This is a genomic window from Myxococcus llanfairpwllgwyngyllgogerychwyrndrobwllllantysiliogogogochensis, assembly GCF_006636215.1.
Lineage (GTDB): Bacteria > Myxococcota > Myxococcia > Myxococcales > Myxococcaceae > Myxococcus > Myxococcus llanfairpwllgwyngyllgogerychwyrndrobwllllantysiliogogogochensis.
Genome location: NZ_VIFM01000011.1, coordinates 73,050 through 90,642, shown reverse-complemented (window position 1 = coordinate 90,642; position 17,593 = coordinate 73,050). Strand labels below are relative to the sequence as shown.

Genomic DNA, 17,593 nt, shown 5'->3' with positions numbered 1-17,593 from the left:
GGCGGTGGACGTGCGGGGGCTGGGCTCGGGCGTGCTCGCGCTCGCCGTCGGGGGACAACACACCTGCGTGGTGGTGGAGGGGGGCACCGTGCGCTGCTGGGGGGACAACTCCCTGGCACAGCTCGGCAACAACACCACGATGGCCGCACTGGAGCCGGTGGATGTGCCGGGCGCGGGCACCAACGCGGTGACGGTGGTGTCGGGGCTGGGGCACTCCTGCTCGCTGCACGCGGGGGGACAGGTGATGTGCTGGGGCGAGAACAACCTCTTCCAGCTCGGCGGAGCGTACGCGGGGAAGGCGCCCAGGCCCGTGCCCGTGCTGGGACTTCCCGCCAACCTCACGGTGCTCGCGTCGGGCGCCAACCACACCTGCGCCGCCACCGCCGATGGAGAGGCGTGGTGCTGGGGCGACAACACGTACGGCGCGCTGGGCAATGGCCTCGCCAATCCCACGCCCGAGCCTGGGGCGGTGCGGGTGAGGGGCCTGAGCGGGCCGGTGCGCGCGCTGACTGCGGGCCTGAGCCACACCTGCGCGCGCGTGGGCATGGGCGACCTCGAGTGCTGGGGATTCAATCGCGAAGGGCAGTTGGGGGATGACACCGCGCTGGACAGCGTCACGCCGGTGCGGCCGGTGGGGCTGTCGTCGACCATGCGGCAGGTGCGCGCGGGCAATTCCTTCACCTGCGCGCTGGACGCGGAAGGTCGCGTGCGGTGCTGGGGACTCAATGGCGACGGACAGCTGGGGGATGGAACGCGCATCCACCGCGCGGCGCCCGTGGAGGTCACGGCCCTGGGCGACGACGTCGTGGACCTGTCGGCCGGAGCGACGAGCACCTGCGCGGTGATGCGGGATGGACAGGTGCGGTGCTGGGGCGCGAACGCCTTGGGCCAGTTGGGTGATGGGACGCAGTCGGACCGCGTGGAGCCGGCCGTGGTCCAGGGGCTTGGGGCCCCCTGAGAGGGAGGACGGCATGTCACTGTTGAGGGAAGACCCGCTGTTGCTGGAGGCCTTTCGCCGGGGAGAGCCGGGGGCGTTGACCCGCGTGTACCGGGCCTACTCCGGGCACGTGGCGCGGTTCCTGTCGCGCACGTACGTGTCGCGCGGACCTGGGGGCCTGGCGCGCGTGGGGCCGTTGGATTTGGAGGCCGCGCACCAGGAGACCTTCGTGCGCGCATTCCGCGAGCAGGCCCGGCTCACTTATGACGGCGTGCGGCCGTACTCCATCTGGCTCAACGCGCTGGCGCGGCAGGCGGCGGTGGATGTGCTGCGGGCGGCGGGGCGCATCGCTCGCGAGGCGGTGGCGCTGGATGACACGCCGACGGCGGAGCGGCTGGCCAGCAACGCTCCTTCGCCCGAGGACCGCGCGCTGGAAGCAGAGACGCGCGAATTGGTGCACCGCTTCCTCGCGGGACTCGACGAGGCGACCCGTCGTCTCGCGGACCTGCGCTTCGTGCAGGGCCTGTCCCAGGAGCGCGCGGGGCTGGTGCTGGGATTGTCCCGACAGGAGCTGCGGACGCGGGAGACGAAGCTGCGCCGCGCGATGACCGACTTCCTCCTCAACGAAGGCTGGCTCACCGCTGACTCGCCCGATGCATTGCCCTCCGCCGCCGCCACGGCCGCGGTGCTGGCGCTCCTCTTCCCCCTCTTCGTGCCTTGATTCGAGTGAGTTCCCCCATGGCCCTGTTCACCCAGCACGTGGACCGACAGCTCGTCCACCTCGCCAACGAGGGCGTCCTGCCTCCTCGCCAGTGGAGCCGCGTGCTGCGTCATGCCCGCGGCTGCGCGCGGTGTGGAGCGCGCTACGAGCGGGTGATGAACCTGCGCCGCATGTTCGCCAGCGACACCGTCACCGTGCCCACCCCGGGGGAGCTGGCGTCGCTCGAGTCGCGCGGGCTGGCCTCGGTCCTCGCCACCGTGGAGAGGGAGCCGTCGACCGAGTCCTCGGGACAGGCGGCGCGAGCGGACCGGCTGCACAAGGACCTGGGGGAGCCGTGGAGCCTGGCGCGGAGGCTGTGGGCCCGGGTGCTTCAGGCGTGGAACTCGCCGTCGCTGGGGCATGTGGGCGGCGCGTGGGTGGTCAGCTTGATGGCGGCGGCGGGGTTGCTGTGGCTGAGCCTGCCGAGCGACACGACGGAGTGGGGCGCGCGAGGCGAGGGGCAGGGCGCGACGGTGATGCGACTGTTCTGCGTGCCAGCGGAAGCAGAGCTTCGGGAGGTCCGAGGTCAGGGCGACTGTCCCGCCGGCGCGGCGCTGGCCTTCGCGGCCGGGGCACGTGCGCCCTACACGCATGTCGTGGTGACGGTGCGCACCGACAAGGGGCTGAAGGTGGAAGGACCGTTCGAGGTGAAGGCGTCTCCGGGCGCGGAGGCGGCGCTGGACCTCACGCCGAGACTGCCCGACACGGGAGAGGTGGAGCTGACCGCCGTGTTCGCGAGCAGCGCGTCCGACGCGCTCGCCGCCGCGCGCGGAGAACCCGTCCGAGACGTCGTGCGCGTGCAGCATCGCGTCCGCATTGCGGGGAAGCCATGAGCCACCGGCTCCATCGAGACGCGGCTGTGTTCGCGGAAGGAACACCATGAGACCCAGCACGGTTCCGGTGCCCAGCGGTGTCGTCGTCCTGTGGCTCGCCTGCTGCGCGACGGTGTCCCTCGCCGAGCCGGCGACCTCATCCTCGGGACCACCTCCCGTGCGGCGCGCCCTGGTCGTCGCCTACAACGGAAGCGACTCCCCGGGCATGCCTCCCCTGCGCTACGCGGACGATGACGGCGTGCGCTGGATGGAGACACTCCAGCGGCTGGGCGTAGAGGTAGTGCTGCTCACCGTCGCCGATGCCGACACCGCCGAGGCGGAGCGTGAGCGATTGACGGGGGTGCGCGTGCCCACGCTCGCCGCGCTCGATGAAGCCGTGGCCTCGCTGGCCCAACTCAACGCGGCGGACCGCGCCGCCGGACGCACCGTGGACTTCCTGTTCGTCTACGTGGGCCATGGGCGCACCGGTGAGTCCGCGCGCGCCTACCTCACGCTCGCCGACGGCAGACTGGACCAGGAGGGCCTGTACACCCGGGTCGTGGAGCGAATCGAGGCGGACTATGTCCACTTGCTGGTGGATGCCTGCCACGCGGCTGGCGTCGTGGGCAGCCGGGGCGCCGACCCGCTGGTACTCCGCAGGTTGCGACGCGCACTGGAGCAGGAGCAGCTCGCGGGCCACCCCAGCGTGGGCGCCATCTTCGCGGAGAGCAACGAAGGCGAGACGCATGAGTGGTCTCGCATCCGCGCGGGTGTCTTCAGCCATGCGGCGCGCTCGGCGCTGCTGGGTGGCGCGGACGTCAACGGTGACGGGCAGGTCGAGTACAGCGAGCTCGACGCCTTCGTCGCCGCCGCCATCCGGGGCGTGAAGTCTCCGCAGGCGAGGCTCGCGCTGCGCACCTTCCCGCCGATGCTCAATCCCTCGCGCGCGCTCATCGGCCCCATTCCAGAGGGTCCCCGCCTCGACCTGCCGGCGACGCCCGGGGGCGCGCGCATCTCCGTGGAGGACACGAATGGCGTGCGCCTCGCGGATGCGCATCAGTCCGAGGGAGAGCCCCTGGTCCTCGCGTTGCCGAAGCGCGACGCGTACTGGTTGCGTACGCCCGGAGGTGAAGCCCGTGTGCGGCTCGCGGACCTGAAGGCCAGACGACTGCCCCGCCCCTCACCTCCCGAGATGGCCCAGCGCGGCGCCGCCGAGGAGAGTCTGCTCCAGGGCCTCTTCGCCCTCCCCTTCGGACGCGATTTCTACGAGGGCTATGTCGCTTCGGCGGGAGGGCCCATCGTGGACTTCTCCAATCCGGTGACACCCGGAGACCCATCGAGCCTGCCGCACTCCCTGGGGCTGGAGGTGGGCCTCACGCTCGGCGCTCCGCCACTGGGAGGTCGTGGTGTGGCACGCGGACTGTCGCTGGCCTGGCGCGTGCCGGGCCCTGGCATCGTCCGGTGGGGCGCGCGGGCCAGCTACTCGCTCGCACCGGATGCGTGGGTGGACAACACCACGCTTCAGCGCGTGTCCGTACTGGCCATGGGCGGACTGAACGGCCGAGGCACGCTGGCCCCATTCGCGGAGGTGGGCGTGGGCTGGTTGATGACGGTGGTGGACAAGCCCGGCCGCAGAGAAGGCGACTCGCTGGGTCTGTCCGCGCGCGCCGCCGCGGGCCTGCGCTGGAGGGCGGGCGACTTCGCCGTGCGAGGCGCGCTGGGCATGGACCTCGACGGTGTCCGGGTGGATGGGCACCGTCGCGGACACTGGATTCCCGGCGTGGAGTTGGGGCTGGAGCGCTGAGCGACTCACCGTCCACGCGGTGCGCGGCACGCTGTGAACGCCGTTGACAGTGGCGCCTTCGCGCCCGCTCAAGTCCCTGGAATCAGGCCCGTGCATCCCTGGCAGGGCGCTTGCATTGGCCCCGCTCCGAAAGGGGCGGCACATGAACGCGGAGAGCACGGAGTGGGGCGAGGCACGGTGGGACGCGGGCAAGGTGCTCCGGTGGAGCCTTCTCCACCTGGGCGCACTCGTCGGCGGCGCGCTGTACTTCTCGTGGAGCGCGGTGGCGGTGTTCGCCGTGCTCACGGGGGTGACCATGTGCCTGGGCGTCTCGGTGGGCATCCACCGCGGCCTCATCCACCGGGCCTTCCGCGCACCGCGCACGGTGGAGCGGACGCTGGGCCTCATCGGCACGTTGGCGGGACTCGGCGGCGCCCTCGGCATGAGCCGCATGCACCACCTGCGCGACTTCCACCAGAACCAGCCCGAGGCCGACTGCCCCGAATACTTCGGCTACCGCGACGGCTTCCTCAGCGCGATGACCCACGCCCTCTTCCGCACGTGGCACGCACGAGACGCGAGCGTCTATCCCGCCGTGGACGCCGACCTGGAGCACGACGCCTTCTTCATCGCCCTGGAGCGCGCCGGGCTCTGGCTCCAGGTGCCACTCGCGCTCGTGCTGTACGCGGCGGGCGGTCCCGCGTGGGTGGTCTGGGGTGTCTTCGTGCGACTGGCGCTCACGCAGGACGGCTTCTGGTTCGTGCACTACGTGAGCCACGTGGAGGGAGAGCAGCCCTACGCGCTCCCCGGGTGCGCGGAGCAGGGACGCAACGCGGGCTGGCTCGCCCTCGTGAGCATGGGTGAGTCGTGGCACAACAACCACCACGCCTACCCGAGCTCGGCCCAGATGGGCTTCGGCTGGCGACAGCCGGATCCGGGCTGGTGGACGGTGAAGGCGCTGGCCACGCTGGGCCTCGTGCATGACGTGAAGACGATGGGGAACCTGCCGCTTCGCCCCGGAGCGCACCGACGCCCCGGCCCCCGAAAACACCCGCGCAGGTGCCTCCGCCGACGCGACGGCGCGCACGGTCTACCGGTGTAGCGCCACGCGACGACTCAGAAGGCCCAGCCCAGCGACAACGCCAGCCGCTCGTCAATCACCCACGAGCGACCCTCGTTCGACTGCTCGCCCACGGGGAACAGCCCTTCGTACCCGGGCTTGGCCGTGACGTTGCTCGTGTACTGACTCGAATCGTGCCGGGCCTCCGCGCCCACGCCCGCCTGCACCACGAGGCCTCGCCCGAGGATGACGGTGTAGCCCAGCATCGCCGTCGCGCCAAAGCTCCAGATGCGCTGCTCGTTGTCGTTGAGACTCGCCTGTCCTTCTATCTCGAAGCGGCGCCACGAGCGGGTGACCTCCAATCCCGGCGACACCCACAGCCCCTCGGGCGCGTCTCCCACGAGGAAGAAGCGGGCCCGAGGACCGACGCCCAGGACGAAGGTGGAGCTGCCTGCCTCGTTCTCCCGCTCCCCTGACACCAGGGAGTCGGACCAACCCTTCTGCTGGGTGAATCCGGTGCGCAACCCCAGGCCCACCGACACGCGGGGACTCACCACCCGCTCTCCCTCCAGCGTCACCACGCCCAGTTCATCGGGAGTGACGGAGACTCCCAGCACCGTCTTGCGCGCGGGCGAGACGGACGGTCCGGCGCTCAGCTCCTGGGCGTGAGCGGCAACGGACGACAGCAACGTCAGACACAGCATGTGAATGGGCTTCATGTTTGGACATCCCCCAATGACGTCCCTGGCACGCTCGTCCAGCGACCCACTCCCCTTGTGCAATGGGCGTGCACAACCTCACTCCAGAGGGAGCCTCAGCTCATGAGCACCCCTCCCCACGACATCGTGTCAACGAAGGCCCGCGCGCCGCGTGACAGGCTGACAGCGCGCCATCCACCCCGCTCCACACGCCGTGACACCGAGCACTGTCCGCCAGCGCGCGAATGGCGTCGGGACGGCGGGCCCACGGACTCGTCACGTTGCGCGATGCACCGGGCATCAAGATACTCCCGCCCGAGCCTTCCCACGGGGAGGCACTCATCCGGGGATGGAGGGAGTCCAAGTGATGCGCATGCGAATGCTGCTGGCGTCCGCGCTGCTGGTGCTCGGTGGCTGTGGTGGTGATGACGACAAGGAAGGCGACGACGGCGACGACACCACGACGGACCATCGGTCCAACGTCACGGGCGCCTATGAGAGCACGGGCACCCTGAGCGCCACCTTCAACGGAGAGACCCAGACCGGGGAGTTGGACGACACGGTGCGAATCTCGGAGGCCTCCGGCTCCAAGACGGCCCTGAGCCTGCGCTCCGAGTCCCTCACCTGCGACCGGGACCTGCGGGCGACGATGACCGGAGAGAACACCTTCTTCATCAGCGAGGGCGCGTGCTCGGTCTTCGACGAGGAGAGCAAGTGCACGGCGGACCTGAGTGTCACCTCCGGGCGAGGCAGCCGGGAGCCGAATGGCCCCCTCCAGCTCACCCTCCAGGGAAAGTTCACGGTGCGCTGCTCCCCGCTGCCCATCGTCGGTGACTTCACCCTGCTGCTCACCGGAACGCGCACGGGCGCGGAGGCCCTGCCCCGCGTCGAGACGCGGCTCTTCCACGTCACGCACCCCTGAGTCATCCGGCGACCGCGCTCCAGGCCAGCACGGGAGCGCGGTCCACCGGGCTCACCGCCTCACAGCGTCACCACGGCCTGCTCGCGACGAAGCTGGAGCACGCGCACGTCGGGGTCCACCACCCAGCGCTCGGGCGGGAAGTCGGAGCGCACCGTGACGTCGGCCTTCTCACCTGCCCCCAGCACCACGCGGCTTCGCGCCTCGCGGTAATCCGGTGACTGCACGTCCGGAGCCTTCGCGTCCGGCCGCTTCGCGAAGCGCTCGCCCTTCACCGCGGCGACCTCCACCGGCATGCGGCCGTCCCCCACGTTCTCCACCGTCACCGTGGCCACCCACTGTCCGCCCTCCTGCTTCACCTGGGCATTCGACAGCCGGTACTGCGGGACATGCACCTCGTGGAACCACTGCTGGACGAAGACGTCGTAGGCCGCCGCGTCCGGCGCGAAGGGGCGCATCGCCGTGGTGAAGTCCTGCAGCACCGGGTGGTCCTCATGGCCCACGTACTTCTGGAGGAACGCCTGGATTCCCGCGTGCATGGCCGGGCGGCCCATCAGTTCCTCCAGCATCGAGAACGCCCAGCCTCCCTTGTCGTAGAGCACGGTGTTGTCGCCGTCGCGCGAGTCGTCGAGCTTCACCAGCGACTGCTCCGCGTCCACGTGCCGCTCCCTGGCGTAGCGCTCCTCCAGTCGCTTGGCGATCTCCATCCGCGTCCGGGGACCGTCCAGTTGCTCCATCAGCTTCATCGCCGAATAGTGAGACATGCCCTCCGACAACACCGAGCCGCCCGGCCCCTTGCCGGGGATGAGCATGTTGCCCCACCACTGATGCGCCGCCTCGTGCGCGGTAATCAGCAGGACTGCATTCGACTCCGGCGTGCTGCGCGCGAGAAAGCCGATGCTCTCCGAGAACGTGATGTTGGTGGCGAAGCCCTGCGCATAGGTGTCCAGGCCGGGGAACTCGGACAGCTTCAGCTCCTTCCACGGATAGGGGTGGAACCATTCCGAGTAGTACCGGCGTGACGCGTCCAGCCCGCGGCGCATGGCCTCCACGTTGTAGACATGCGCGGGGTGGTGGAAGACGGCGGTGCCCTCGCCGCGCTGCACCGCCCAGCGGCCCGCGACGATGTTGAACATGCTGACCGGGGCGTCGCTGCGCCACACGCTGACACGACGTCCGTCCTTCACCTCGTCGCTCTCCAGCACGCCCACCGAATTGAGCGTGTACTCCGCCGGCCCCGTCACGCGGATGCGCGTGGTGAAGGGCGTGCCCGTGCCATAGGCGGCCTCCGTGGGCCCCACGTAGAAGTCGTCCGGGTAGACGCGCGGCTCGTACCGGTTCTCCTCCTTGTCCACGCCGATGTCGTCGCGGAAGCCCACCACCGGCGCGAAGCTCGGCCCGAAGCTGGTCAGCACCACGCCGGAGGGGAGAATGAACTCCGCCACCTTGCCGCCACTCTTCGTCACGCCCTTGGGGAACTCGCCATGGAACTCGAAGCCCACTCGCACCACCGAGCCGGGTGCCAGCGGCGCCTCGGGTTTGAAGACATACAACCGCGAGCGGTCCTCGGGCGTGACGTCTTTTCCATCCACCGTCCAGCGCACATCCTCCCAGTGGTCTCCGCCCGTGAGGGCAAAGGACTTCAGCGCCTTGTCTCGTCGGTTCACCAGGGTGTACGTGCCTCGGGTGCGGAAGGCGCGGCCCTCCGGGTCCAGCTCCACCTCCAGGTCCACGTCCTGAATCGCCGGCTGCGGCGCGTCCAGCCACGTGGCCAGGTTCTTCTGCCAGTACTCCTTCGCGCGCTTCTTCGCGGCGTCACCCTGCCAGCCCTGCCCCACCTGCACCGCCGCCGCCACGAGGGCCACCGCGGGCACCACCGCCCACGGCGTCAGTCGCCACGCGCCGCGCAACAGTCCCCCGGGGCGGATGCGCTCCAGCAGGCTCACCGAGTCCGCCGCGCGCCGCCCATCCCACCGCACCGCCAGCGCGGTGAAGAAGGCGGCGAGCCCCAGGACGCCCACGCGGTTGAGCACGAGCACGGTCCTGTCCAGCTCGAAGGGCCCCATGTCGGACCACTGCACCGCGCGCCACAGCGGCCAGTTCGTCGCCCAGTGGAGGTGGCCGCGCACCGCCGCATAACCGGTGAGGCTCAGCGCCGCGAGCGACACGCCATACGCGCCGAAGCGCCCTCCCGCCACCGCGTGCGCCGCCAGCACGAAGCACGTCCACGCGAAGAACGTGGGCAACAAGAGCCCCCACGCGAGGACGTATGACGACAACGAGAGCGGCACCTGGCCTTGCACGAGCTGGGCGATGATGCCCGCGAGCCCCGTCGCCACCAGCAGGGACACTCCGACGAGGCTGTTGGCGAGCGCCTTGCCCAGCAGGACGGAGACGGTGCGCACGGGCGCGGCGTCATGGATGGGCGCGAGGTCCGAGGCGCGCTCTCGCTCCAGCGACTCCACCGTGTAGAACATGAGCAGCAGACACGCGAGCGTGGACGCCACGCCCATGGTGTTCACCGCGAAGAAGCCCGGGGACGTCAGGAGCGAGGTGTCGAACGGGCCCACCTTGTTCAGCGCATTCGCCACCGTCTGCATCAGGATGATGGGCATGAACAGATAGAGCCCCGGCTGCGACAGGAGGCCCCGCAGCTCCGCGCGCGCCACCACCCACAGGCCCGACAGTGCCCCGGGAGGATGGGCTCGCATGCCCAGCGTCACGAGCGGCGTCTCCTCGCGCGCCGCGCCATCCGGCGTCGCCAGGGGAATGTCCGCCAGCGCCTTGCCATGCGCGCCGCGCACCGGTGCGCCACGCAGGCCTCGCGCCACGTGCCGCGCGCTCCACGCCACGCCGCCCAGCCCCACCGCGATGAAGCCCAGTCGGCTGAGGACGAACAGCGCGTCCAGCCCCACGCGCTCCGCGTTGTAGAAGGCGACCCCTCGGTCGACCTTCACCCAGGTCTCGCTCAGCCACCGCATGCCCGCGGGGTCCAGCGCCTGGAGCACCCGGTTCACCCGAGGGTCCAACCACCCGGGAGACCAGCTCCACAGGAAGAAGGCGCAGACGAACATCAGCACCACCGGCAGGAAGTACACGAGCACCGGGCGCCGCGTGCCCGCGCCCAGCGCGAAGGCCGCACCCGCGATGAACACCAACTGGGACAGGCCGAAGAAGAGCGCGGGCCGCGCGTAGTTGAGCCACGACAGCGGGCCGCGATACTCGGCGTTCTCGCCCGCGGGGATGACGTGGTGGAAGAAGACGAGGAAGAGCACCATCGCCCCGAGCGCCACCCCGTACGCGCTCAGCACCGCCAGGAACTTGCCCCACACGTACTCGCGCGGCGTCAGCGGCGTGGTGTGGAGGAGGGGGCCCACCCGCGCCTCCTCGTCGGCGATGACGCCCATGCCCGCGCCCACGGAGACGAAGAAGCTGAAGAGGAGGAACATGAGCAGCAGGAGCGTCTGAGAGACGGCGAACTCGCTCGTCACCCAGGCCTTCTGCCCGCCCACCTGGCTGGCCCCGGATTCGATGGTGACGTTGCCTGACGACAGGCCCCACACCGAGAGGAAGGTGACGAGCAACAGGATGACGAACAGCGGGCGGCGCATCTGGTGCGCCAGCTCCGTGCGCACCACTGTGCCCAGACGGGCCACGTTCATCGTGCCACCTCTCGTGCGGCTTCCACGACGGGCGGCTGCTGCGACGTCGCGGAGGCCTCGCGCGTGTCCTTCATCATCAGCAGATAGGCGTCCTCCAGCGTGGGCGTGACGCGCTCGAAGCCCGCGGGCACATCGCCTCCCGTCGAGTGGATGCGCACGCGGTTGCGGCCCTCGAAGAGCACGGCCTGCGTGACGCGGCGGGTGCGCTGCAGCTCCGCCAGCTCGGTGGCGGAGGCGGTCCCTTCGAAGATGGTGCCCTGGATGGAGGTCTTCGCCTCGGAGGGCGAAGTAATCGCCACCACGCGGCCCTGCCGGATGACGGCGAAGCGCGGACACAGCATCGCCACGTCCTCGACGATGTGCGTGGACAACAGCACCGTGCGCTCGTTCGCCACTTCCGCGAGCAGCCGGTAGAAGCGCAGGCGCTCCTCGGGGTCCAGGCCCGCGGTGGGCTCGTCCACGATGATGAGCTGGGGGTTGCCCGCGAGCGCCTGGGCGATTCCCAGCCGCTGCCGCATGCCACCCGAGTACTCCTTCACCTTGCGCTTCGCGGCGAACGTGAGGTTCACACGCTCCAGCAGCTCCGCGCACAATGACTTCAACCCTCGCGGCGCGGTGACGCCCTTGAGCTTGAGCAGGTACAGCAGCATGGCCTCGCCCGTGAGGTACGGGTAGAAGCCGAACTCCTGCGGCAGATAGCCCAGGTGGGGCCGGAGCGCTTCCGGGTGGCGGACGATGTCCAGTCCATCCAGCGTCACCTCACCGGAGGTGGGCTCCAGCAGGCCTGACAGAATCTTCATCAGCGTGGACTTGCCCGCGCCGTTGGGACCCAGCAGCCCGAACATCCCACGCGGTATCTCCAGGTCCACGCCACGCAGTGCGGACACCGGGCCCGGGTACACCTTCACCAGATTGCGGAGGGAGAGCATGCCCCCCGTACGCCTGGAGGGCTGTGCTCATTTCACGGGACGTGCGAGGAAACGCAGGGGCTCGCGGTGTCCGTCACGCGCACACCTGGGTGACGCACCGTGGCGCCCCGGTGCGGGCTTGCCGGGGCCTCAGCCGGGGATTCGATGGAGCGGAGCGCAGTGCGGCGCATCTTTCTGAAGCCGCTTGCGCAACACCTCGGCGCCCACGGTGTTGCCCGCACGCGCGGAAGCCACTCGAAGTCCCCAGGCGCTCATCAGCCAGGCCACGGGGAGATTGGTCTGCTGGTTGTGCACTTCCAGCGCCGCGAGCGAGTCGGGGGTGGCCGTGCCGGTGAGCACCTCGCCGATACCCACGCAGATCTCGTAGTAGGCGCGCCCCTCGTCCGAGCCGGCGACCGGGCTCGGAAACTCCACCATGGAGAGGGCCTCCTTCGCGAGCGCGAGCCCTCGCGCGGGGTCGTCCTCGCACAGCATGACGATGCTCGCCTCACCCACTCGCTCCATCGCGCGGATGACAGGGGGACGCGCTGACCAGTCGACGCTCGCCAGCTCCCGGCGCGCGGAGGCCGCGTCACCGTAGCAGGCATGGGCCAGGGCGCGGGAGCTCGCTCGGTAGAAGGCGACATCCGGAAACCGGCTGCTCGACGCGTACACCTGTTCGTAGACGGCGAGCAGGGCGCTCACGTCGGGATGCAGAAAGGCCGCGTTGATCTTGCGGCGCGCCGACAGTCCCTTCCAGAAGATGGAGCCCAGGGTACCCACCGCGAGCACGCCTCCAACCAGCAAGACGAAGCCCAACTGAGACCCGGACCGACTCAGCTCCTCGGTGGATGGCAGCTTCGGCGTCTTGCCGCCAGTGACCATGAAATACGCGGCGACGTAGGCAACGAGGATGAACGGCAACAGCTTCATCCAAAGCTTGAAGGGCGCGAGGGCACTGCGTGGGCGAATCGATTCGAAGTAGCGGGCGTTCTCTTCACGGGACATGCGCGCACTTATAGCCAAACATTTTCACGACGCCATGCACGCGGGGCCTGCCCCGACAGAATCACCCTCGCACCTCCAGAACGACACGGCGCCAGCCGCGTCACCTCACGAGTGCCGCACCAACCGCAGTGACGCGCGCGACGCCGTCGAAGCAGAGGCCGAAGCGGACGCCGAGGCCAGCAGCCCCACGTCGGGCCACGCGGTCTCCGGCTTCCCCTCCATGAGGAAGTCCACCGCCTGCGACACGACCTCCGGCGCGTACAGGATGCGGTGATGCCCCAGCCCCTGCGTGCGCGTCAGCCGCGCGCCCGGCCAGGCGCTGGCCACCGACTCGCCCGCGACAACCGACACCTCCCGGTCTCCCACGTCGTGAAACACATGCAGCGGCACGTGCCCCAAGAGCCGCACGAAGTTCGGCAGGGCCAGGTCACGCAGCCGCACGTTGAAGTGCGCCTCGATGCGCTGCTCCATCCGCATCCACACGCCATCCGTCAGCCCCATCGCCCGCGCGAAGGCCTGGATGCCGCCCCGGGGGTCCGCGGGCGGCGACACGAACACCGCGCGTCCCACCTTCAGCCCATCCCGCATCGCCACCGCCGTCGCCGCCGCGCCCAGCGAGTGCGCAATCACCGCGTACGGCCCACCCGTCGCCCGCGCCACGTCCGCCACCAACTCCGCCATCTCCGGCAACGAGCTGGTCCTCCCCGACGACTGCCCGTGCCCCGGCGCGTCGTACGTCACGACGGAGAAACCCGCCGACACCAGCGGCTCCACGAAGGCCGTGAGCTGCCCGCCGTACCCGCTCCACCCGTGCACCAGCAGCACGCGCGGTCCCACGCCCCAGCTCCACACCGCCACCTCCTCGCCCCCCAGCGTCAGCATCCGCGGCTGCCCCCGCGCCAGCACCGCCTCCGCCGTCTTCGAGCGATGCGGCCGACGAGGCGTCCGGAACATCCGGTCCGCCCACGCCGCCGTCAGCCCCGGCGCCACCGCCCCCATGCTCAACGCCGCCGCCCGCACACCCCACATCGCCAATTTCGCCCGAACGTTCGTGCTATTTTTCGCCATGACGAGGTCCTCCTCGGAACGACACTCAGCCAAAGAAATCTCAGGAGCCTTGGGGACGGGCGGCGCGCAGCAACGCGTCGAAGGAGCGCCGGGCCCACGTCTCCGCGCGGGGCTCTTTCAGCAGGCGCGCGGAGTGGTGGAAGCCCAGGAGCAGCGCGTTCTCATCGTGGGCGAACTGCTCCACGTCCACGTCCTTGTGGAAGTGCCCCTCCGCGACGGCGATGCGCGCGGCCTGGGCCAGGCAGTCCAGCCAGTCCCGCTGCGTCTGCACCAACCTGTCACGCGCGGGCCCGGGCGCGTCGTCCAGCTCCGTGGCCGCCGCCACGAAGATGCACCCGCCCTCCGGCACCAGCTCCTTCTCCCACGTCAGCCACTGCTCGAAGAGGGCCCGCACCCGGGGCTCGCCTCGCGGCTGCGTGAGCGCCGGGCGGATGACGCGCTCGGTGAACAGCGCCGTCGCCGCCTCCAGGATTTCCACCTGGAGCGACGTCTTGGAACGGAAGTGCGCGAACAGGCCGCTCTTGGAGAGCTGCAGCTCCTCCGCCAGCCCGCCAATGCTCAGCCCCTGGAGCCCCACGCGGCTGGCGAGCTGGATGGCCCGCTCCAGAATCGCCTGATGGGTGAGCTCTCCCTTGCGCATGGGCTCTTTCTAAACGCCCGTGCTTTTTTCCGCAAGTCGATGAACCACGGGGCTGCTCAGCCCTCGGTGTTGCGCAGGAAGTCCGCCACCTGGGCGAAGCGGTCATCCAGGAAGCGGCGCAGCCCGCCTGTGACGCCCCGGGCATCCAGGGCCTTCCCCATGGCGCGCAGCCACGCGTCGCGCATCGAGAGATCCACGGGCACATGGCCATGACGCATCCGCAGGCGCGGGTGGCCGTGCCGCTCCGCGTAATGCTGCGGCCCGCCCAGCCAGCCGATGAGGAAGAGGCCGAAGCGCTCGCGCGTCCCCCCGTTCACCCGGCCCTGCTCGTCCAACTCGTGCAACTTCGCCAGCACGGGCTCGTGCGCGTCCATCGCGTCATAGAAGGCCCCCGCCAGCGCCATCACCGCATCCGCGCCACCGATGCGCTGATACGGCGTGTCCTCCAGCGTGGGCACCCAATCATCAGAGGAGGGAATTTTGAGCTCAACAGGCATGACATCCTTCAACATCGGTGCGGGCGCGAGGTCATCCCTCGTGAAACGAGGGCTCGGTGTGCCGCCCCGAGGGGTGTCGAGAGGCCGACAGGTTGGCAGGCGCCTCGCGGGTTGCCCACCGAAGATTTGACCCAGGCAAGAGCCGGTTGCTAGAGCCCTGCCCCACCCGTGCACCCTTCCGCCAACTCCAAGCAGGCCAGGGCGATGCCTCCGCCCAGAGTCTGGGTCCTCGACGACAGCTCCGTGGAGAACGAGGCCATTCGCCGCGTGCTCACTCCCACCTGCCGGGTGGAGACGTTCACCGACGGGGCCGCGTTGCTGGAGGCGCTGGGGCGAGAGCACGGACTGCTCCCCGAGGTGCTCGTCCTGGACTGGTACCTGCCGGGCATGTCGGGCCTGGAGGTGTGCCGCTTCGTGCGCTCGGGCACCACCACCTCGCTGATTCCGGTGCTGCTGCTCACCGTCAACACCCGCGCGGATGACGTGGTGGAGGCGCTGGCGGCGGGCGCCAACGACTACGTCTTCAAGCCCTTCCGTCCGGTGGAGCTGGAGGCGCGCGTGCTGGCCCTGGCGCGCCTGGAGCGTCAGCGACGCCAACTGCTCGAGGACGAGCGCGCGCGGCGCATGCTGGCGGAGGGCACGCTGACCGAGGTGCAGGCCGCGGAGGAGCGCGCGTGGCGCAGCGAGCTGCGCTTCCGGCTGGCCGCCCGGGCCACGCGGGACGCGGTGTGGGAGTGGGACCCGCGCACGGACACGGTGGACTGGACCAGCGGCCTGCACGAGCTGTTCGGCCACGTGTCCACCAACATCCGGGACACGCGCGACTGGTGGGCGGAGCGCCTGCACCCGGAGGACCGGGACCGCGTGGTGCGCGGCCTGCGGCTGGCCGTGGCCAGTGAAACCCACGAGTGGCAGGACACCTACCGCTTCCAGCGCGGGGACGGCACGTGGGCCCACGTGGTGGACCGGTGCCACATCGTCCGGGACGGGGACAACCAGGCGGTGCAGGTGGTGGGCGCCATGCAGGACGTCACCGAGTGGCAGCAGACGGAGGCCGAGCGCCTGCGCCTGCTGGCCGAGGTGCACGCGCAGGCGGACTTCGAGCGGCAGCTCATCGGCATCGTCAGCCATGATTTGCGCAACCCCCTGGGCGCGATAACGCTGGCCGCGTCCCTGCTGGCGCAGCGCCCGGACGCGGACGACCGGCAACAGCGCAACGTGCAGCGAATCCTGCGCGCGGCGGAGCGGGCGACGCGGATGATTCGCGACCTGCTCGACTTCACGCGGGCCCGGCAGGGCCGCGGGCTCCCCATCTATCCACGCGCCATGGACCTGCACGAGGTGGTGCACGCGGCGCTGGACGAACTCCAGGCGGCCTGGCCCGAGCGCCGCATCGTCTCCGACTACCAGGGCAGCGGCGCGGGCGCGTGGGACCCCGACCGGGTGGCGCAGGTGCTCGGCAACCTGGTGGGCAACGCGATGCAGTACAGCCCGCCGGACACCGTGGTGCGCGTCATCGCGAGGGGCGAGGACACGGGCATCGTCCTGGAGGTCCACAACGCGGGCCTCCCGATTCCGGGCGACCTCCAGTCGCGCATCTTCGAGCCGCTGGAGCGCGGCGTGGAGCGCCCCGAGGACCGGGGCGTGCGCAGCATCGGCCTGGGGCTCTACATCGTGCGCAGCATCGTCGTGGCCCACGGCGGCACCGTGGAGGCGCGCTCCACCCAGGAACACGGCACCACCTTCACCGTGCGCCTTCCCCGTCAGCCGCCCGTCGCCCTCGCGCCCCAGCAGGACGACGACGACGACCAGGCCGCGGGGTAGTCCGCCTCAGTCCACCCAGCGCTTCGGCCTGCGCTTCATCGTGGTGACGCCCAGCCTGTCGCAGAGTGACTCGAACACCTGTCGGGGCACGCCCCGCCACGCCACGTCCTCCAGCGTCTTCGTGCCGGGCAGCGGCGCATCCGTCACCAGCGTGGCGAGCCGTCGGTACAGCAGCGCCTCCTCGCGATGCGCGCGCAGCGTCGCCGCCAGCTTGTCCGCGCCACGCGGGCGTGCCGTCCACGTCGCCGCGTCGTCCGGAATCGCCTCCAGTCTCCCGTAGGCCGCCAGCAGCGACGAGGCGCCCTTCTCCCCGAAGCCCGGCAGCCCGGGGATGCCATCCGCGTCGTCACCCATCAGCGCGAGCAGGTCCGGCACGCTCGTGGGGGACACGCCCAGCTTCGCGCGCACCGCGTCCTCGTCCAGCACCTTCTCCTGACGCCGGTCCACCTGCACCACGCGCTGGCCACGCACGCACTGCCCCAGGTCCTTGTCCGGGGTGAGCAGCCGCACCTGATCCACCGCGTCCGCCCATTTCGCCGCCGCCGTGGCCAGCGCGTCGTCCGCCTCGTGCTCCTTCATGGACCACACGCGCACGCCCAGCGCCGCGACGGCTTCCTCGGCCAGGTTGAACTGCGCATGCAGCTCCGGCGGGACGCCCTCGTCGCTCTTGTAGCCGTCGAACAGCGCGTTGCGGAACGAGCGGATGGGGTTGTCGAACGCCACCGCCACGTGTGTCACCGCTTCGTCCGAGTCGTGCAGCAGCATGAGCAGCGAGGACATCAGCCCCACCGTCGCCTTCACGTCTTGCCCGTCCGGCGCGGCGTGGCCGGGCCGGGGCGAGAAGTGGGCGCGGTACAGCTCGTACGTGCCATCCACCAGGTGCAGGCGCATCCCGCCGTCCTATCGCTCCCGGCGCCTTCCGACCAGCCCGGCCGCACCGTCACGAGGCCCTCCGCGCGCAAGGACTGCTCGCCGCGCCCCGGGGTCGCCCGGCCGCTCCCCGGGCGGCTTGTCCCG

General features: G+C 70.5%; 15 protein-coding genes. 7 read left to right on the top strand and 8 right to left on the bottom strand.

Features of this window, described 5'->3' with window-relative positions:
• The 5 genes from FJV41_RS04645 to FJV41_RS04625 all read left to right on the top strand — a co-directional run.
• Positions 1–958, top strand: a 958-nt coding sequence (locus FJV41_RS04645) for an RCC1 domain-containing protein (RefSeq protein ID WP_368773766.1), incomplete at its 5' end; no start/stop codon positions are given.
• A 13-nt stretch (positions 959–971) separates the two neighbouring features.
• A complete protein-coding gene (locus FJV41_RS04640; protein WP_174457066.1) occupies positions 972–1,658 on the top strand; it encodes an RNA polymerase sigma factor in 687 nt (228 codons plus the stop codon).
• Positions 1,659–1,675: 17 nt separating this feature from the next.
• Entirely contained in the window at positions 1,676–2,530 is an 855-nt protein-coding gene (locus FJV41_RS04635; RefSeq protein ID WP_141641183.1) for a hypothetical protein, read from the top strand.
• Positions 2,531–2,576: 46 nt separating this feature from the next.
• A complete protein-coding gene (locus tag FJV41_RS04630; RefSeq protein ID WP_141641182.1) occupies positions 2,577–4,313 on the top strand; it encodes a caspase family protein in 1,737 nt (578 codons plus the stop codon).
• A gap of 142 nt (positions 4,314–4,455) precedes the next feature.
• Entirely contained in the window at positions 4,456–5,394 is a 939-nt protein-coding gene (locus FJV41_RS04625; protein WP_181790386.1) for an acyl-CoA desaturase, read from the top strand.
• A 14-nt stretch (positions 5,395–5,408) separates the two neighbouring features.
• Here FJV41_RS04625 and FJV41_RS04620 read toward each other — a convergent pair whose 3' ends face one another.
• Positions 5,409–6,071: a hypothetical protein gene (locus FJV41_RS04620; protein ID WP_141641180.1), complete on the bottom strand. Its 663-nt coding sequence runs from the start codon at positions 6,069–6,071 to the stop codon at positions 5,409–5,411.
• Between the two features lie 346 nt (positions 6,072–6,417).
• On the opposite strand from FJV41_RS04620, the gene FJV41_RS04615 reads away from it, so the two are divergent.
• Complete coding sequence (locus FJV41_RS04615; RefSeq protein WP_141641179.1) at positions 6,418–6,972, top strand: hypothetical protein; 555 nt, start codon at positions 6,418–6,420, stop codon at positions 6,970–6,972.
• Between the two features lie 59 nt (positions 6,973–7,031).
• On the opposite strand, the gene FJV41_RS04610 is transcribed toward FJV41_RS04615, so the two are convergent.
• The 6 genes from FJV41_RS04610 to FJV41_RS04585 all read right to left on the bottom strand — a co-directional run bounded on the left by FJV41_RS04610 (position 7,032) and on the right by FJV41_RS04585 (position 14,752).
• Positions 7,032–10,631, bottom strand: coding sequence for an ABC transporter permease/M1 family aminopeptidase (locus FJV41_RS04610; RefSeq protein WP_141641178.1), 3,600 nt, complete (start codon positions 10,629–10,631; stop codon positions 7,032–7,034).
• Positions 10,628–11,560, bottom strand: coding sequence for an ABC transporter ATP-binding protein (locus FJV41_RS04605; RefSeq protein ID WP_141641177.1), 933 nt, complete (start codon positions 11,558–11,560; stop codon positions 10,628–10,630). Before FJV41_RS04605 ends, FJV41_RS04610 begins: the two co-directional genes overlap by 4 nt.
• A gap of 129 nt (positions 11,561–11,689) precedes the next feature.
• Positions 11,690–12,547 (bottom strand): hypothetical protein, encoded by an 858-nt coding sequence (locus FJV41_RS04600; protein ID WP_141641176.1) that lies wholly within the window; start codon positions 12,545–12,547, stop codon positions 11,690–11,692.
• Between the two features lie 105 nt (positions 12,548–12,652).
• On the bottom strand, positions 12,653–13,615 hold the full coding sequence (locus tag FJV41_RS04595; protein ID WP_141641175.1) for an alpha/beta hydrolase: 963 nt from the start codon (positions 13,613–13,615) through the stop codon (positions 12,653–12,655).
• Positions 13,616–13,655: 40 nt separating this feature from the next.
• Complete coding sequence (locus tag FJV41_RS04590; protein ID WP_141641174.1) at positions 13,656–14,255, bottom strand: TetR/AcrR family transcriptional regulator; 600 nt, start codon at positions 14,253–14,255, stop codon at positions 13,656–13,658.
• Between the two features lie 56 nt (positions 14,256–14,311).
• Entirely contained in the window at positions 14,312–14,752 is a 441-nt protein-coding gene (locus tag FJV41_RS04585; RefSeq protein ID WP_141641173.1) for a group II truncated hemoglobin, read from the bottom strand.
• 204 nt (positions 14,753–14,956) lie between these two features.
• On the opposite strand from FJV41_RS04585, the gene FJV41_RS04580 reads away from it, so the two are divergent.
• The gene (locus FJV41_RS04580; RefSeq protein WP_141641172.1) at positions 14,957–16,576 is read left to right on the top strand and encodes a sensor histidine kinase; all 1,620 of its coding nucleotides are present in this window, start codon (positions 14,957–14,959) and stop codon (positions 16,574–16,576) included.
• A gap of 6 nt (positions 16,577–16,582) precedes the next feature.
• On the opposite strand, the gene FJV41_RS04575 is transcribed toward FJV41_RS04580, so the two are convergent.
• Positions 16,583–17,467 carry a 5'-3' exonuclease gene (locus tag FJV41_RS04575; RefSeq protein WP_141641171.1) on the bottom strand — a complete coding sequence of 295 codons (885 nt, stop codon included), beginning with the start codon at positions 17,465–17,467 and terminating at the stop codon, positions 16,583–16,585.
• Positions 17,468–17,593 lie beyond the last annotated feature (126 nt).

Excerpts from the sequence above, each read along its gene's own strand:
- FJV41_RS04640 (WP_174457066.1), top strand. The coding sequence starts at position 972 with ATGTCACTGTTGAGGGAAGACCCGCTGTTGCTGGAGGCCTTTCGCCGG.
- FJV41_RS04635 (WP_141641183.1), top strand. The coding sequence starts at position 1,676 with ATGGCCCTGTTCACCCAGCACGTGGACCGACAGCTCGTCCACCTCGCC.
- FJV41_RS04630 (WP_141641182.1), top strand. The coding sequence starts at position 2,577 with ATGAGACCCAGCACGGTTCCGGTGCCCAGCGGTGTCGTCGTCCTGTGG.
- FJV41_RS04625 (WP_181790386.1), top strand. The coding sequence starts at position 4,456 with ATGAACGCGGAGAGCACGGAGTGGGGCGAGGCACGGTGGGACGCGGGC.
- FJV41_RS04620 (WP_141641180.1), bottom strand. The coding sequence starts at position 6,071 with ATGAAGCCCATTCACATGCTGTGTCTGACGTTGCTGTCGTCCGTTGCC.
- FJV41_RS04615 (WP_141641179.1), top strand. The coding sequence starts at position 6,418 with ATGCGCATGCGAATGCTGCTGGCGTCCGCGCTGCTGGTGCTCGGTGGC.
- FJV41_RS04610 (WP_141641178.1), bottom strand. The coding sequence starts at position 10,631 with ATGAACGTGGCCCGTCTGGGCACAGTGGTGCGCACGGAGCTGGCGCAC.
- FJV41_RS04605 (WP_141641177.1), bottom strand. The coding sequence starts at position 11,560 with ATGCTCTCCCTCCGCAATCTGGTGAAGGTGTACCCGGGCCCGGTGTCC.
- FJV41_RS04600 (WP_141641176.1), bottom strand. The coding sequence starts at position 12,547 with ATGTCCCGTGAAGAGAACGCCCGCTACTTCGAATCGATTCGCCCACGC.
- FJV41_RS04595 (WP_141641175.1), bottom strand. The coding sequence starts at position 13,615 with ATGGCGAAAAATAGCACGAACGTTCGGGCGAAATTGGCGATGTGGGGT.
- FJV41_RS04590 (WP_141641174.1), bottom strand. The coding sequence starts at position 14,255 with ATGCGCAAGGGAGAGCTCACCCATCAGGCGATTCTGGAGCGGGCCATC.
- FJV41_RS04585 (WP_141641173.1), bottom strand. The coding sequence starts at position 14,752 with ATGCCTGTTGAGCTCAAAATTCCCTCCTCTGATGATTGGGTGCCCACG.
- FJV41_RS04580 (WP_141641172.1), top strand. The coding sequence starts at position 14,957 with ATGCCTCCGCCCAGAGTCTGGGTCCTCGACGACAGCTCCGTGGAGAAC.
- FJV41_RS04575 (WP_141641171.1), bottom strand. The coding sequence starts at position 17,467 with ATGCGCCTGCACCTGGTGGATGGCACGTACGAGCTGTACCGCGCCCAC.